At 64.2% G+C, this 14362-nt stretch carries 13 protein-coding genes and 2 pseudogenes; 7 read left to right on the top strand and 8 right to left on the bottom strand.

Annotated features, from left to right (window positions below; genetic code table 11):
* Positions 1-39: 39 nt before the first annotated feature.
* The 4 genes and pseudogenes from VJV41_RS25895 to VJV41_RS25880 form a co-directional block, all read right to left on the bottom strand.
* Positions 40-270, bottom strand: coding sequence for a hypothetical protein (locus VJV41_RS25895; protein WP_325338624.1), 231 nt, complete (start codon positions 268-270; stop codon positions 40-42).
* A 472-nt stretch (positions 271-742) separates the two neighbouring features.
* The gene (locus VJV41_RS25890; RefSeq protein WP_325338622.1) at positions 743-1378 is read right to left on the bottom strand and encodes a maleylpyruvate isomerase family mycothiol-dependent enzyme; all 636 of its coding nucleotides are present in this window, start codon (positions 1376-1378) and stop codon (positions 743-745) included.
* A gap of 8 nt (positions 1379-1386) precedes the next feature.
* Positions 1387-1551: pseudogene (locus tag VJV41_RS25885) on the bottom strand (disulfide bond formation protein DsbA); the annotation flags it as partial.
* A 99-nt stretch (positions 1552-1650) separates the two neighbouring features.
* A complete protein-coding gene (locus tag VJV41_RS25880) occupies positions 1651-2811 on the bottom strand; it encodes a beta-ketoacyl synthase N-terminal-like domain-containing protein (RefSeq protein ID WP_325338620.1) in 1161 nt (386 codons plus the stop codon).
* A 208-nt stretch (positions 2812-3019) separates the two neighbouring features.
* On the opposite strand from VJV41_RS25880, the gene VJV41_RS25875 reads away from it, so the two are divergent.
* From VJV41_RS25875 to VJV41_RS25865, 3 genes are all read left to right on the top strand, one after another.
* The gene (locus VJV41_RS25875) at positions 3020-4711 is read left to right on the top strand and encodes a sensor domain-containing protein (protein ID WP_325338618.1); all 1692 of its coding nucleotides are present in this window, start codon (positions 3020-3022) and stop codon (positions 4709-4711) included.
* 390 nt (positions 4712-5101) lie between these two features.
* A complete protein-coding gene (locus tag VJV41_RS25870; protein WP_325338616.1) occupies positions 5102-5539 on the top strand; it encodes a hypothetical protein in 438 nt (145 codons plus the stop codon).
* Between the two features lie 856 nt (positions 5540-6395).
* The gene (locus VJV41_RS25865) at positions 6396-7919 is read left to right on the top strand and encodes a hypothetical protein (RefSeq protein WP_325338615.1); all 1524 of its coding nucleotides are present in this window, start codon (positions 6396-6398) and stop codon (positions 7917-7919) included.
* Positions 7920-8026: 107 nt separating this feature from the next.
* Here the strand turns inward: VJV41_RS25865 and VJV41_RS25860 are convergent.
* Together VJV41_RS25860 and VJV41_RS25855 are read right to left on the bottom strand one after the other, a co-directional pair.
* Positions 8027-8251: pseudogene (locus VJV41_RS25860) on the bottom strand (hypothetical protein); the annotation flags it as partial.
* A gap of 42 nt (positions 8252-8293) precedes the next feature.
* Positions 8294-8719 carry a DoxX family protein gene (locus VJV41_RS25855; RefSeq protein WP_325338613.1) on the bottom strand — a complete coding sequence of 142 codons (426 nt, stop codon included), beginning with the start codon at positions 8717-8719 and terminating at the stop codon, positions 8294-8296.
* A gap of 95 nt (positions 8720-8814) precedes the next feature.
* Between VJV41_RS25855 and VJV41_RS25850 the strand changes: the two genes are divergently transcribed.
* Positions 8815-9228, top strand: a complete 414-nt coding sequence (locus tag VJV41_RS25850) for a VOC family protein (RefSeq protein WP_325338612.1) — start codon at positions 8815-8817, stop codon at positions 9226-9228.
* Here VJV41_RS25850 and VJV41_RS25845 read toward each other — a convergent pair whose 3' ends face one another.
* Both VJV41_RS25845 and VJV41_RS25840 read right to left on the bottom strand, forming a co-directional pair.
* On the bottom strand, positions 9229-10071 hold the full coding sequence (locus tag VJV41_RS25845) for an SAM-dependent methyltransferase (RefSeq protein WP_325338610.1): 843 nt from the start codon (positions 10069-10071) through the stop codon (positions 9229-9231).
* Positions 10072-10100: 29 nt separating this feature from the next.
* A complete protein-coding gene (locus tag VJV41_RS25840) occupies positions 10101-11225 on the bottom strand; it encodes a TDT family transporter (RefSeq protein WP_325338608.1) in 1125 nt (374 codons plus the stop codon).
* A 171-nt stretch (positions 11226-11396) separates the two neighbouring features.
* On the opposite strand from VJV41_RS25840, the gene VJV41_RS25835 reads away from it, so the two are divergent.
* Genes VJV41_RS25835 through VJV41_RS25825 form a run of 3 tightly spaced genes read left to right on the top strand, consistent with a single transcriptional unit; the run spans position 11397 to position 14283 of the window.
* A complete protein-coding gene (locus tag VJV41_RS25835) occupies positions 11397-12716 on the top strand; it encodes a sensor histidine kinase (RefSeq protein WP_325338606.1) in 1320 nt (439 codons plus the stop codon).
* On the top strand, positions 12704-13348 hold the full coding sequence (locus VJV41_RS25830; RefSeq protein WP_325338605.1) for a response regulator transcription factor: 645 nt from the start codon (positions 12704-12706) through the stop codon (positions 13346-13348). The genes VJV41_RS25835 and VJV41_RS25830 overlap by 13 nt, the downstream gene beginning before the upstream one ends.
* Before the next feature lie 20 nt (positions 13349-13368).
* Positions 13369-14283: a DUF4097 family beta strand repeat-containing protein gene (locus VJV41_RS25825; RefSeq protein WP_325338603.1), complete on the top strand. Its 915-nt coding sequence runs from the start codon at positions 13369-13371 to the stop codon at positions 14281-14283.
* The last annotated feature ends 79 nt before the right edge of the window (positions 14284-14362 follow it).

Below are 14362 nucleotides of genomic sequence, written 5' to 3'. Positions count from 1 at the left end.
CGCCTTGCTGAGTTGCAAGGCGGCCATCGCATCAGTTGTCTACTTCCACCACTTCCACGGCTGATCCCAATGTCCCGGCGGCGGGATGAACGGCAACTGGGCGATATGCCCAGGCGTCGGGACGAAGTGCCCAGGCGGAGGCACTGGATCACACCAGCCCCACCAGCACCAGCCGTCATCGGCCTGCGCTGAACCCGCACCGATACCGACCGAAGCGAAACCGAGCGCCCCCAAGACAGCTACCCCTGCTGCAATCTTCTTCAGTTTCATCGTGAACTCCTTTGTCAGCTGGCTGCCTTGCCGCTACCAAGGACGGCGGCTTGCCGCACACTGGCGAAACGGCAAGGCGCTCACGACTATTTCCCTATATGTCTATCGTCCCACCGGACGAGCTTGTTAGCCACAATGGTGGTCCCGCTTGCGAATTCAGGAGTCAGTATGGGCAACGACTGCCTGGCCGAATCCCTGAAAGTGCTCAATGAGCTCGGCTACCGACAGGTGTATGCGAGCTATGGCCAGTCCACCCTTCAGGAGGGATGACATCCACCGCTAGAGCCCGGCGAATACTACGTGGAGAGCTGGATGCCCGATTGGGCCAGCCTCCGCGAGGAGAACGTCATTCACGTCGAGGCCGACCCCGCCCGTCCGCTCCCCGAAGGCCTGCAGCTGCAGTAGGCGATCTCGTCGCCGCTCGCTATTGGGATGTGCGACTGCCGCACTGACGGCGGAAGCCCAGCGCCAGTTAGGAACCCGTTAGCACCGCTTTCCCCTCGCCAGAAAGCATCGATAGCCCAGCGAGCCGCCCGGTCAAGACGAGCAGGATCGCAATCATCGGACCTTCGATCTCGCGCCCCGAACCAACAGACCATGGGGTGTCGGTTGCGGTGAAGCGTAAGCCGGCGAGTTGAATCTTCTTGAACACCTTGGCCTTCGGGCCTCCCGCATAGAACCACACGCGCATCGCAGCCACCGCCGCAACTTCCGGATCCACATCGAGCCTCCGGCTCAGTGGTATTGCGATGTCCTGTGAATGAACCAGGATGTCGATCAGCGTCTCCTGGCACGTCACTCCGATGTTGTGCCGCCGCAAGCCCACCATTCCGCGGATCTGGGCAATGATCCGCTCTCTCGGCAGACCAGCTTGCCGTTCGGCGGCCTGGCGGATCATCCGATTCATCCCGCCGGGACGGCGGATCGCACATAGCAGCGCCTCGCGAACACCCATCTGCTGCATCGTCAGATGCGCAGCGACGTCTCGCACGGTCCAGCCCTCACACAGCGATCGGTGCTGCCACTCGTCGTCCGAAAGTTGTTCGAGGAGTTCGGCGGTACGCAATCGGTGAGCGTCGATCGCGGCCCAGACATCGTCTTCTTCCATCGTTATCCTCAGCTGAACACCGGCGCGCTGGTCCGCGTGCGCTTCAACTCGAAGAAGTCCGGAAATCCGGCAAGCAGCCGGGCGCCCTCGAACATCTGTAGTGCATCTTCGCCGCGTGGAATCGAGTTGAGCACAGGACCGAAGAATGCGACACCGTCGATATGAACTATCGGTGAGTTGTGTGAGGTATCGAGTGGCGCACGTTGCACTTGACGCAACACCATGTACGTATCGACATGACGTTTCGGTCATCCGAACGGACCTGGCACCGGTTATTGGGGTGGTGCAAGGAGTACGGCGGAGTTGTGTCCGCCCATGCCCAGCGAGGTTTTCAGCGTGATTCCCTTACTCAGGGCTGTGGGTCCATCTAGTAATCGCGGATGACCTTCGGCGACAACGGGAGGGGCTGGTATGACGTCATGTTGGTAGGCGAGGGCGGCTGCGGCGATCTCGACCGCCGCGGCAGCGCCCTGGCAGTGCCCGGCCAATGGTTTCACCGAATAGATGTGTGGCCGCGAAGCGAAAACCTGCTCCAGTAGGGCAATCTCGGCGGTGTCACATTGTTGGGTTCCGGGCCCGTGAGCGTTGACATAGCGGACCTGGTCAGCGGTAACGCCGGACCTGTCCAGCGCTGTTTCGACGCAGTCGATGACGTGCGTCAGCGACGGGTCGACGGATGTCACGTGGTACGCGTCGTGCGACATCGCCCCGCCCAACACCGTCGCGTAGGCGGCAACCTTTTGTTTGGTCAATACGAAAGCCACGGCTGCCTCGCCGACCGCGAATCCGCGGCTGCCCCGCTGGAACGGACGGCACGCATCGAGGGGCTCGGTGTCCACCACCGCCACGCCGAGCCGCACGAAATGCTCGACGTTCTCCCGGGTCAGCGACAGATCGGTGGCGACGAACACCACGTCATCAACGAAGCCGGTGTCCAGCCACATTTTGGCAGTGATTAACCCGGCATTGCCCGAGGCGCACATCGCCGAGATGTTCATCGCCGGGCCGTGAAAGTCGAACTCCTGCATCAGCATCGACACCGGCGTGGACGGCATTAGGGTCAAATAGTCGCGCACCTGGCGCTGACCACCGTCGGTGAGGTAGAACTCCCTCCACTGCTTGGCCTCGGGCAGTACCACCGCGTGCAGCAGCCCCACGCGCGGCCCCGGATTCCAGCCGCGAGCCCGAGCGGCGGCAATGGCCTCGCGGGCCGCGGAACGCATTGCGCGCGCCGATCGGCTCGGCCCGTCGGCATCATCACCGCCGACGGGCACCAGAGCAAGCCACGCGTGTTCGCCGTCGGCGCCGCCGTGCCCAGCCACCATGGCCGCAGCTGGTTTGCTGCTAAGCAAACCGTTCCACAGCCTTTCGGTGCCCCACCCGTAGCCGGTGACCGCGCCGACGCCGGCGATCGCCATTGCGTGTGTTTGCATGTCATTTCTCCTCTGTTGTGTGGGCGGCACCCCGATTGGTGCTCCACTTCTCTTGATTAACCGCTAAGTAGACGGCCATGTGCAGCCCAATATCGATTTGCGTCGTCGTAGCTGTTGCTAGAGTCCGCTAGGGGAGCTAATTTGTCGCTCGGGCAAATTAGGAAGCATCGGTCGGTGGCGAGGGGGTCAACAGCAAAGGAGGCGAGGTTTGACAACGCAAAGCAAACCGGCCGACCTCGGTAAAGCCGACGACGCATTGGGTCCATCGCCCGACGCCGCACGAACTTTCGCCGAGTTAGCCGAGCTGCGTTACCGCCGTTTGGTCGATCACTCCCCCGACGCAATCTGTGTGCACGAAGACGGCTGTATCGTGTATATCAACCCCGCGGGCGTGCGGTGGATGGCCGGCGAGTCCGCCGACCAGATGCTGGGGCATCGCATCACCGAGTTTGTCCACGCCGCCTCGATACCCGCCATGCTGGCGCGCATCACTTTGCTGCGCGAGGAGGGCGACGCATCAGAGCCCTCGGAGGCGAAGTTGCTGCGTTTCGACGGCACCGTACTGGATGTAGAGGCAGTGTCCGTCCTGACCGCGTGGGACGGCCGACCCGCCTACCAGGTGGTGTTTCGCGATCTGTCGGCCCAGAAGGCCGCCGAAGCCACCCTTCGATATCAGGCGGCGCTGGTTAACCATGTCAGCGACGCGATCATCGCCACGACGTCGAGCGGGATGGTGACGAGCTGGAACCCCGCTGCCGAAGCCGTCTACCACCGACCCGCCACACAAGCCCTCGCTACACCGGTCAGCGACGCCGTCGGCGCGCCGTTCGATCCCGCAGAAATTGTCGCCGCCGGCGGGGTTGTTCACACCACCCACTACGCAGCAGACGGATCAGCGCTCGCGGTGCGGGTATCGGCAGCCGCGATGGACAACGGCTACGTGCTGGTGAGCTGCGATCAAACAGCCTTACGCCGCGCAGAACGCTACTTCCAGACGGTGGTGAGGTCGCTGGAGGAAGGTGTCGTGGTATTCGGCCCAGACGGGGGCGTCGAATCGGCGAATCCTGCAGCGCTGCGCCTGTTCGGCGTCGACGGCGAGGATCTTCCCGCTGACCATGACCAACGAGTTCGTGATTTTCCGCTATACGACGAGAATGGCGACGCCGTCGAGGTGGGTCGGCGTCCGATCACGAAAACGCTTCGGACCGGACAACCCACGGAGCCCATCGTCCTCGGCGTCGATCACCCTGACGGGCAACGTGTTTGGCTATCAGGTGGCACCTGTCTACTCAATCCCGACGACCCAAACAATTCGGCTGTGCTGCTTTCGCTCAGAGACGTCACCGCCCAGCGTGCACGCGACGAACGTCTGGCCCGCGACGCCTACCATGACGCCCTCACCGGGCTCCCCAACCGGGCCTATATCGAACGCCACCTCACAGAGGCCTTGCGCCCCGCCAATCGGGGCAGCGTAGCCGCGGTGTTCTACCTCGATCTTGACAACCTCAAGACCATCAACGACTCCATGGGCCATCACGCCGGAGACACCGCCATCCAGGTCGCAGCACAACGCCTGAGAGCCGCCCTGCGTACTGACGACATCGTCGGACGGCTCGGTGGTGATGAATTCGTCGCTGTTCTCGCCGGCAACAGCCCACGCCAGGACCCCGATCAGGTCGCCGACAGAGTGCACGCCACGCTGTCGAAGCCAGTTATCGTCGACGACAAGACCTTCTCCCTCAGCGCGAGCATTGGCATCACCGTTGTAAGGACCGACGAGGCGCGCAGCGCAGCACAGCTACTGCGCGACGCTGACCAAGCCATGTATGAAGCAAAGACCTCAGGACAAGGACGAAGCTGCTACTTCGCTGACGATCTACCTCACGCGGCGCTTGACTGAGGCATTATCCCCAATCAAACCCCTGGCCTCTAGGCTGGAACGATGTACTGATCCCTGCCCGCCAGTGTGAAACGTGCGTGCGAATAGCGGGATGCCACTTGGAATCCGAGAGTCCACCCAAGCCTGTGGTGCTCGGCGGTACTGAAGAAGAAGCGCCGTGCGCGGCGGAGCGCCACCACACACCGTCCGCGCGGCCGGGTCCGCCCTCCACACATGCACCGTGTCTTTCGTACCGACCAACGCGCGCCGTAGGGCTCTTTTACGCGCGGGCTATGCAAGCGGTTTTTGTGTTGCCTGCTTCGCGCGATCACCGATCCCTACGCGTAAGCTCGGGCGCTTCAATAGGCGTCATTCAGCCGCATCCATTCATGCGCTGATACGTTCGGCCGCGTGCGCACCAAGTTCGAATTCGACTTTGCGACAACGGCAACACCCGACCAAGTCATCGAGCTGACGACAGACTTCTCCGCCAGCCGCCCACACCGATGGCCGGCGTCGTCGGTCGAGGCGTTCGAGGTGTATCGCCTCGGCGAGACCGAGGCGGATATCCGTGAGGGACAGGACTTTCCGAAGCTGTGGGCAATGTGGCACTACGACTGGTCCATCCCCGGCTCGGTGACGCTGACGGTCACCGAAAGCGCCGCACTGGCACCCAGCAGCTACATGACGTTGACCGCGACGCCGCGAGCCGAAGGCGGAAGCGCCGTACACGGCGAATGGGAGCAGACGTCGAAGAACCTCATCGCGCTGATCGGCGTGGCCGCGATGCGAGTGATCGGCCCGCGGTTTCTGTCGTCGTACTACAAGAAGGTCTACGACAGGCTGTGACGCTATCGGCCGCGGAAGGCGTCGATGACTGCGCCCGCGGCGAGCACCCGGTCTGTTTGCTTCAAAGATCGCAATAGCCGCGCAATGCACTTTGCAAACTGCCGATTCGCTTCGCTCGCACGCGCCGGGCATCAGCGTTGGTTATGAGGTTGCCCTCGCGTGAGATCCGCTGCGATAGCTGCACCTTATTGCTTCAAATTAGGTGCAACAGGGGTTGCATGCTGGCGCATGTGGTACCCCACCCTTTCCGTCGCTAATACGAGCCAGGGCCGCCGGCTCCATTACGGGCCATCACCACGCCCATGAGAGCCTCCGCCAGAGTGTGTGGCGTCTCCAGAGGCCCAAACCGCACGCAGGCATAGCCGTGTGCGCCGGAGACGCCAGCAAACTAATTGACGTGCGACAAGGGACGTGCCGAGAGAGTGATTCGCGGGGCGATATCCCGGGTCGCACCCATATACTGGCCACGGGAACGTCGGGAGACGAGCGCAGCTCAGGAAAACACGCACGAGATGCCCAGACGGGCAAAAGGGCTAATTAGCGCAAGCGTCAGATCTTCGCGGCACTAGCGAACCGGCTGGGCACTTTGGCAAATCTGTTAAGCATCCGAAATATTGTTCGGCGGTAAAGGCGCCGCTTATCGCGAAGGTTTCCTTATGGCAGTGATGATTAGGAAGCCTAGTATGCGCGCATTGAACGTCGATCTTGATTCGGCTACTTAGGCAACTTAGCTGAATTTAACTTCGATTCGCGAAGCCAAGAACCATTTCGCACAAATAGCGTCCGATTTCGCATTCGAGCTCTTACGTGGGCGTAAATTATTTGCTGTCCACAAAGCCAGGTCAAGGGGGATCAAATGGAACTGACAGTTCGCCCATACCTCACCGCCGGAATAGCCACCGTCGGGGCCACTGCGCTCATCGCCAGCCCGATAGCCCCACCCGCGCCCGACATCCAAGTGCCGGCGCTGCCGTCCGTCACGGCCGATTACCACCTACTGGATGTGGCATCGGCGTTGTCGTTCTTGGTCACCCAGACGTCAGACCTGATCAACTTCGGCTTGATCCAGGTCGCCGACGACACGTCCTTCGGCGCCCAGCAGTTGGCGCAGCTCATCGCATTCGGCGCCGACGGAGTCAGCGCGTTAACCACCGCTGCCGCCGGGATGGGTGTTTTCATTACCGACTCTCTCGCCCAGCTCATCGTGTTCGGGGTGAACCAGACCGCTGCGCTGACCAACTTCGGACTGTCCCAGACGGCGGACGCCATCGCCTTCGCCGCAGGAGGGGTCGCAGGTCTTTCGACTTTCGGGGCCACGGCGTTCGGAAACCTCGTGACAGCCGCGGCCACGGCCGGGGTATTTTTCAACACCCAGATTGGCAACCTGGTCACGTTCGCTATCAATTCGGTTCTCCCCGCTCCCATCGCGGGGGCCTTGACACCCGTGGTCGCCGGACTCACCGCGCTGGGCAACTTTGGGATGAATCAGATGGCGGGTGGCCTTATCTTCGGCGCACAAGCGCTCGCGGGTCTCATCGCCGCCGGCGCCACCGCGACCGCCGCGCTCGCCGGTGGCGCGGCCGACACTGCGACGTTCGCGGTCACACAGCTGGCCGGGCTCACCACTTTCGCGGTGAACCAGACCGCCGCGCTGGTCGACTTCGGAATGACACAGACAGCGGCCGCGATGGCCTTCGGCGCGCAAGCGGTCGCCGACCTCGCCGCTGGCGGAGCCGCAGCATTCTCGGCCATCGTCCAAGCCGCTGCTGCAACCGGGGTGTTTATCAGCACTCAGGTCGCTAATGTCCTGGTGTCGATCATCAACGCGGTCGGGAGCGTAGTGCCGTTCGCCGCACCCACGGTCACCGCCGCGGCCGCCGGACCGGCGACCGTGCCGCTCGCCTCCGCGCGAGTTGTGGCGGTAAACGTTGACAACGGTGCGGTCGATACCGTTGACGCGCAGGGCTCAAAGCAGGACCTGACCGTGAAGGGCAAGGACGAGTCCCAGTCCGTGGCAGCGGTCGAGACCTCCGGTTCGGTTGCCCGCAACACCGCGGCAACTGAGAACGAGTCCGCCGTAGTCGACGGCTCCGCGACGAACGACGAGAAGTCCGCGACGCACGACGAGAAGTCCGCAACGCACGACGCTGATGTCGCGGCCGGCGACGACTCCGCGACTGGGTCGGACGTTCAGAAGAAGGGCTCAACTGACACCGCAGGATCCAACGACACCGCCAAGACCGGTGCCGGCACCGGTTCCGCCACCGGCTCGACCGGCGGTTCCAGCACCGGCTCGACCAGCGGTTCCAGCACCGGCTCGACCAGCGGTTCCGGCGGCGGCTCCGATGGTGGATCGGGGGGCGGTTCCGATAAGAACTGAACCGGAGTAGTTCGGTCAATCACCGCAATCGGGCCCCTCTCGGTAACTTCCGAAGAGGGGCCCGAGTGTGTTTGGTGCCCAAAATTCCAATTCGCTTAGTACGCAGCCAGCCGAGGCACGACCACCGTCACGAGCCGCACCCGGTCCGTCCACGCCGCCAACGCACGCAACAGCGTCAGGCTCTCAGGATTGTCGAGCGCGATCCGCTACGCCCAGCACTGGGGGCACCTCCCGCTTGCGGGGGACGACGAGAACGGACCGTCGTCGATCACTCGAGCCCAGCCCTTCAGCGTCGCCACATCCAGGCTGGGCTCCATCACCGGCGTGGTCATCCCGATTCGCACGTCGGCGATTCTGGCATGCCCGGCGCGGAACTAACTCCGACGCAGGCCGATGACCCTCAGCAATTCCGGACGCCGCATCGCTAATCCGACCCACATGAGCACGCCCAGGTATACCGCGAACAACGTATGGGAGAACAGCGGCGATTCGACGCGCATGTTGGCCGTGACCGCTCCGCCCAGATATGCGGTGACCCCGAGGGCGCCCAGCACCGCCGTACGCGGGATCGCGTAAACCGCAACGCAGATGGCCAGTACGAGGCCCATGATCAGCGCCTGGCCGGCCGGGAATCCGAGCGTTTGTGTGCCGTCCTTCACCTGCGGCACTCCTGCGAGCTTGCCGGCGGCGTCGAACACGAGAAACGCAGTGACCAGCGCACTGATGACGATCCCGGCCTTTCTGAACCGTGGGTGGTCTTTGGCGCCGACGTGGACGGTTTCGGTCGAAGTGACGGTCATGATGGTGCTCCCTGTTGTCGTTGAGGTGGTGACGCTTAGACAGACAGGGGCACCGCAGGAAAATCATCGCGGGCGGCGCCTGGCAGCATGAGCCCATGCCGATCAGCACCTCTTCCATTGCCCACGTCCGGTTGACCGTCACGGACATCGAGCGGTCGCGACAGTTCTACGAGAGCGTCTTCGGCTGGCGCATCCTGATCGAATCGCCCGATAGTGCCGACGAGGCCACCCGTCAGGCACTGGGCTTTCTGTTCGGCGGCGTGATCTACGACCTCGGCGGCGCGCTGATCGGCCTTCGACCCGTCGCGACGGACACCTTCCATGAAGATCGCTGCGGACTCGACCACCTGGCCTTCCGCGTCGGAAGCAAAGCCGAATTGGACGATGCCGCAAAGCATCTCGACGACCTGGGCATCACGCATGAACCCATCAAGGACATTGGGCCTTCATACATTCTGGAATTCCGGGACCCGGACAACATCGCCCTGGAACTGACCGCGCCCAAGTAGCTAACCGCGGGTGAGGCGGGTGACTCCGCTCCAGGTTTTGCCGCCCGGGTTACGCGGATCGGGTTGCGGTAACCAAGCAAGCAACCGCATCCACCGCGGCACCCGATGGTATCGATGCGCGACGGTGAATACGGATTCCACTTCGATGGTCCGCCAGCCGAGTTCTTCGAAGTAGGCCAGGCCGCTGACAGGTGCGAACTTGAAGGGTGCTCTGCCCATCAGGCCCCGGGTCGACGTGTTCATCCTCTTCTGCAGTCCCGGGGAGGAGAAATCCAACATCCACCACGCGATCTCGGGGCGTGTGAACGCATCCGACAATGCGCGGACGTCGCGTTCCTCCAGATACATCAGCAAGCCCTCGGTCAGGACGAGCGCTTTGGTGACACCCTTGAGTTCCTCGTTCAGGAACGCGTCGCGCGCGGCCGGATCGGCGAGGTCGACCGCATGCCTGGTCAACCGGCACCGTGGCGTCTGGTCGGCGAGCATCTGCTCTTTTTCGGCGAGCAGGTCCGGCAGATCTGCTTCCACCCACGTGAAATCTGGCGGGAGGTCCAGCCGGTACGGCCGGGTGTCCAGCCCCGCAGCCAGGTTCAGAACCTTGTCGCAGCCGTCGCCGATCGCCGCGGCGATGGCGTCGTCGATGATTTTGGTGCGAGCCACCAGCCACCAGCCATTGCCGGTCGCTCGCGGCGCCGCGGCCACGATGGCACGGCCCTGTTCGCCCGCAAGCCGGTCGGCGAGCGGATCGTGGAACAACGCGTCCGGACGTGCCGATTCGATCGCCCGATAGGTCGCCACCCAACGAGCCGTATCCGAAACGTGCGAAATCAAGGGCTCAGTCACATTGCGAGTGTGCCATGCACTCCTTCCGCCTAAGTGGCGGCCGTCGGGTCCTTATGCGCCTTGATGGGTGCGGTCGACGGCGGTGCGAAGATGTTGCCGCGCATGCCACCTCGGAACGTCCGAACCGCTACAAGACACCAAGTGCTCAGTAGCCCGACGTAGGCGATAGCGGCGGCCACGCGGAACGCCGGCAGACCCGTGTGGATCGCGAGCTGTGTGGTGCCGGTGACAAAGGTCCCGACGGGGAACGTCAGGCTCCACCAGGTGAGCGCGAACGGCATCCCACGGCGCGCCGTCCGCACGGTCAGTGCGGTGGCCAACGAGATCCACAGCACCGCGAATCCCCACACCGGAACGCCGTACAGAACCGCGAAGACACCCATCCCGTCCGCTAGCTGCGGATCGACGGCCAGGGCGGCGTTCGTCCCGAGAAGGCCTGCGGCCGTGATGGATTGACCCAGCGGGCCCAACACGATCCACAGCGTCGGCACGCGCGCTGTGCCGGAGGTGCCGAAGTGCGCCAGGCGACTCCACACCATGGTGATGATGATCAGCGATGCGACGAGCGACAGCCCGAACATCGCGTAGCAGCCGTAGAGCATGGTTTGACGTCCGGTGCCCGGCACCATGTGCGGGATCAGCAGCGCGCCCGTCGCCGCCGAAACCATCGGTGGTACCACCGGCATCAGCCAGCCGCCGAACGCAGCGTCGGGCTCGACCCGGTACTGGGTGAACATCAGATACGGAATGCTCATCGCGGTGAACAGCCCGCCGAGCGTCCCTGCCGTCCACAGCCCCCAGTGGAGGTCGACGGCCGCCCGCACGCCGATCAGATCCTTGCCGACGAGGACCGCGCCGGCGCCGACTGTGAGCAACGCCATCGGGGCTGCGCCGTAGAAATGACCCATCTGCGGGTTGTATGCGTGACTGCGGGCCACGGTCGGGTGTCGCACCCAATGCGCGACCTCCGCGAGGATGAGGATCACCAGCCATACCGTCGCCGCCACCCACACCGCTTGGGCGAACGCGCGTAAACCGGGGACATGCAGCGGCAATGTCGCGCCGGCCGTGGCCACAATGCCGGTTCCCATGACCGATGCGAACCAGTTCGGACCCAAATAACTCAGTAGCCGGTGCCGCTCAGTTGTCGCCATACGGTCATCCTCCTGCCGCGAGCGTGCGCAAAATGCGCGTATTGAGCGGCGTGTCGGCGTGCAGACTCGCACGGTCGCGGTGGAGACGTGAGGGAATACGGGGGTTTTCCCCCGGCAGCTTCTCCGGAAAACGCTGTGTCGCGCATCGCCTGCGGTCCATAGGTTGAGTGCATGGTCGCAGTTACCGAGCCGATACCCGCCGCCAGCCCGGCGCCCGCTGCCGTCGACGACGGCGCCGCATCGCCCACCCGCAATATCGGCGTGGTGCCGACCGCCTCGTTGCTCACCGGCGCGGCGATCGCATCGGTGTGGTTGTGGATCCCGTTGACGATCCTGATCCTCGGCATCTCCTCGATCCCCAGCGGCATCGGCTTCGCGCTGTCCGCGGTGGTGTTCGTCTACCTGATCCGGGGCGTCGAACACGTCGAACGACTCCGCAGCGAGGCGGTTTTCGGCCTTGGTATCGGCGTTCCGCCGCGGCGGATCTCGCCGTACACGGGCATTCAGCGCTGGCTGCACCAGCTGTGGCTGGACATCAGCAGCGCCAAATTCTGGAAAGCGGCCGCGCATCACTTCCTGCGGATGATCTACGACATGGTGGTCGCCGGCATTGCGCTGGCGCTGCTGGCGTTCGCGTTCCTCGGGCCAGCGGCCGCGATCGCGATCCGTCACAGCGACGTCGACGCGGGCCTGTCGTTCCTGTCGCCACCGCTGGCGTGGCTGCTGGCCGTCGTCGCGCTGGCCGCGGCCGTCGGGATCCTGATATTCGCGCCGGCGCTCGACGCGGCGATCGACCGGTGGCTGCTGTCGCCGTCGCCGACGGCGGCGCTGCAGTACCAGGTCAGCGCACTGGCCGATGCCCGCCAGGGCGCGGTGTCGTCGGCTCAGACCGAGCGTCATCGCATCGAACGCGACCTGCACGACAGCGTGCAGCCACGGCTGGTGTCGCTGGCGATGACGATCGGGCTGGCGCAGACGAAGCTCGACACTGACCTGCCCGCGGCCAAGCAGTTGATCACCGAGGCGCACGACGACGCCAAGAACGCGCTCGTCGAGTTGCGCAACGTGGTGCGCGGCATCGCGCCGACCATCCTGGCCGACCGTGGCCTGGATGCTGCGCTCTCGTCGGTGGTGCAGCGCACGGAAAGCGCAGGGGTGCCGACCATTTTGAATCTGCACCTTCCGCGGCGCTTGCCCGACGAAGTGGAATCGGTCGCGTATTTCGTGGTGGCCGAGGCGTTGACGAATATCGCCAAACACGCACGCGCGTCGCAAGCGGTGGTCACGGTGCGGCTGGACGAAGCCGCCAATCAGTTGCACGTCACGGTGTTCGACGATGGCCGTGGCGGCGCATCTATCACCACCGACGACAACGCCACCGGCCTGCGCGGGCTGGAAGAACGCGTGCGCGCCGCGCGCGGTACGTTCACCGTGTCGAGCCCCGCGACGGGCCCCACGATAGTCACCGCGGTGCTGCCATGCGCATCGTGATCGCAGAGGATTCGGCGCTGCTGCGAGCCGGCATCGAGCGCATCCTCATCGACGCGGGCCACGAGGTGGTCGCCGGTGTGCCCGATGCGACGAATCTGCTGCGGCTGGTCAACGAGAAGCGGCCCGACCTTGCGATCGTCGACGTGCGGATGCCGCCGACGTTCACCGACGAAGGCATCCGCGCCGCGGCGCTGTTGCGCAGCCAGAACCCCGAGTCGCCGGTACTGGTGCTGTCGCACTATGTGGAGGAGCGCTACGCCACCGATCTGATCGCCTCGGACACAAAGGGATTCGGCTACCTGCTGAAGGATCGGGTGGCCGACGTTCCGGCCTTCCTCGACGCGGTCGAGGTGGTTGGCGGGGGCGGCACCGTGCTCGATCCCGAAGTGGTCTCGCAGATTTTGGTGCGCTCGCACCGCCGCAGTGTGCTCGACGGGCTGACCCCGCGCGAGCGTGAGGTGCTGCAGCTGATGGCCGAGGGCAAGACGAACTCGGCGATCGCGTCAGCGCTGCACATCTCCGTCGGCTCGGCAGAAAAGCACATCGCGTCGATCTTCACCAAGTTGGACCTGGCACCCGACGAGAGCGAGAACCGCCGCGTGCTGGCGGTGCTGCGCTACCTCGAGTCCTGAACCATTGAAAGGCCTTCATCGTGACAACCATTGCGCCCCCACCACCGGCACCGGGTAGCCCACGGCCGGCCGAGCCGGCGATGCAGCCACCGCCTCCGCTCTCCCCCGGCGGACGCACCGCGGTCCGCGTAACGCTCATCGTCACCGCGGTGGTGCTGGTGGTGGGGGCCGTCGCATCGCTGGGCACGGTGGCGTGGGGCATCGCCAGCTTCCGTGTCATCACCGACAGCAAGCCGCTGCCGGCCTCCATGCGATCGCTGGTGGTCGACACGGGCTCCGTGCCGGTAGCGATCCGGATCACCACCGACCGTGCGGTCCGCGAACCCCGGGCCGACTTACGAATGGTCAACTCGACCCGGGCGGGTGCAAATCCGTTGGCGGTCAACACCGATGCCGCCAATGCGCGGATAACCATCAACAGCGAGCTGTCGACGTTCTTGCAGTGGGGCCGGGCCGGCGAGATCACGCTCGTGCTTCCACCGGACCTCGCGCGCAGGTTGACGGTCACCACTCAACAAGAGACCGGTGTGGTGCTCGCGCAGGCGGACATCGACCAACTGATCACGCGCACCGACAACGGCGAGGTCGTGTTGAGCGGATCCGCCCGGCGTATCGAGATCCACACCGACAACGGCGATGTGGTCACTCGCGACCCGATCTCGGTGTCGGAGTCGTTTAGCGCTACGACAGACAACGGCGATATCAAGGCGGACTTCTCGAATGCGGCGCCCCGCACCGTCGACGTTAATAGCGACAACGGCGACGTCATCATCGCGCTACCAGCGCATGGTCCCTATATGGTGAACGCGAGCACCGACGAGAAGGTCGGTTCGACGGTGGTGCGGGTGCCGCAGACGACCGATCGCAAGGCAGCGGCGGCGGTCGTCACCGCCCACTCGAACAACGGCAACGTCGTCATCGACGATCTGCGGTAGCCGTCGAAGAGGAATCGGTCGCGGCCATTTCGGCGGACATGATCTTCGAAGCCGTCAGCAACTGTTGACGCCTTGAGAA

This window comes from Mycobacterium sp. (genome assembly GCF_035274705.1).
Taxonomy (GTDB): Bacteria; Actinomycetota; Actinomycetes; order Mycobacteriales; family Mycobacteriaceae; genus Mycobacterium.
This window is presented reverse-complemented; position numbering and strand designations above follow the sequence as displayed.

Coding starts and splice junctions, on each gene's coding strand:
- VJV41_RS25895 (WP_325338624.1), bottom strand. CDS start 270: ATGAAACTGAAGAAGATTGCAGCAGGGGTAGCTGTCTTGGGGGCGCTC.
- VJV41_RS25890 (WP_325338622.1), bottom strand. CDS start 1,378: ATGGAAGAAGACGATGTCTGGGCCGCGATCGACGCTCACCGATTGCGT.
- VJV41_RS25880 (WP_325338620.1), bottom strand. CDS start 2,811: ATGCAAACACACGCAATGGCGATCGCCGGCGTCGGCGCGGTCACCGGC.
- VJV41_RS25865 (WP_325338615.1), top strand. CDS start 6,396: ATGGAACTGACAGTTCGCCCATACCTCACCGCCGGAATAGCCACCGTC.
- VJV41_RS25855 (WP_325338613.1), bottom strand. CDS start 8,719: ATGACCGTCACTTCGACCGAAACCGTCCACGTCGGCGCCAAAGACCAC.
- VJV41_RS25850 (WP_325338612.1), top strand. CDS start 8,815: ATGCCGATCAGCACCTCTTCCATTGCCCACGTCCGGTTGACCGTCACG.
- VJV41_RS25840 (WP_325338608.1), bottom strand. CDS start 11,225: ATGGCGACAACTGAGCGGCACCGGCTACTGAGTTATTTGGGTCCGAAC.
- VJV41_RS25835 (WP_325338606.1), top strand. CDS start 11,397: ATGGTCGCAGTTACCGAGCCGATACCCGCCGCCAGCCCGGCGCCCGCT.
- VJV41_RS25830 (WP_325338605.1), top strand. CDS start 12,704: ATGCGCATCGTGATCGCAGAGGATTCGGCGCTGCTGCGAGCCGGCATC.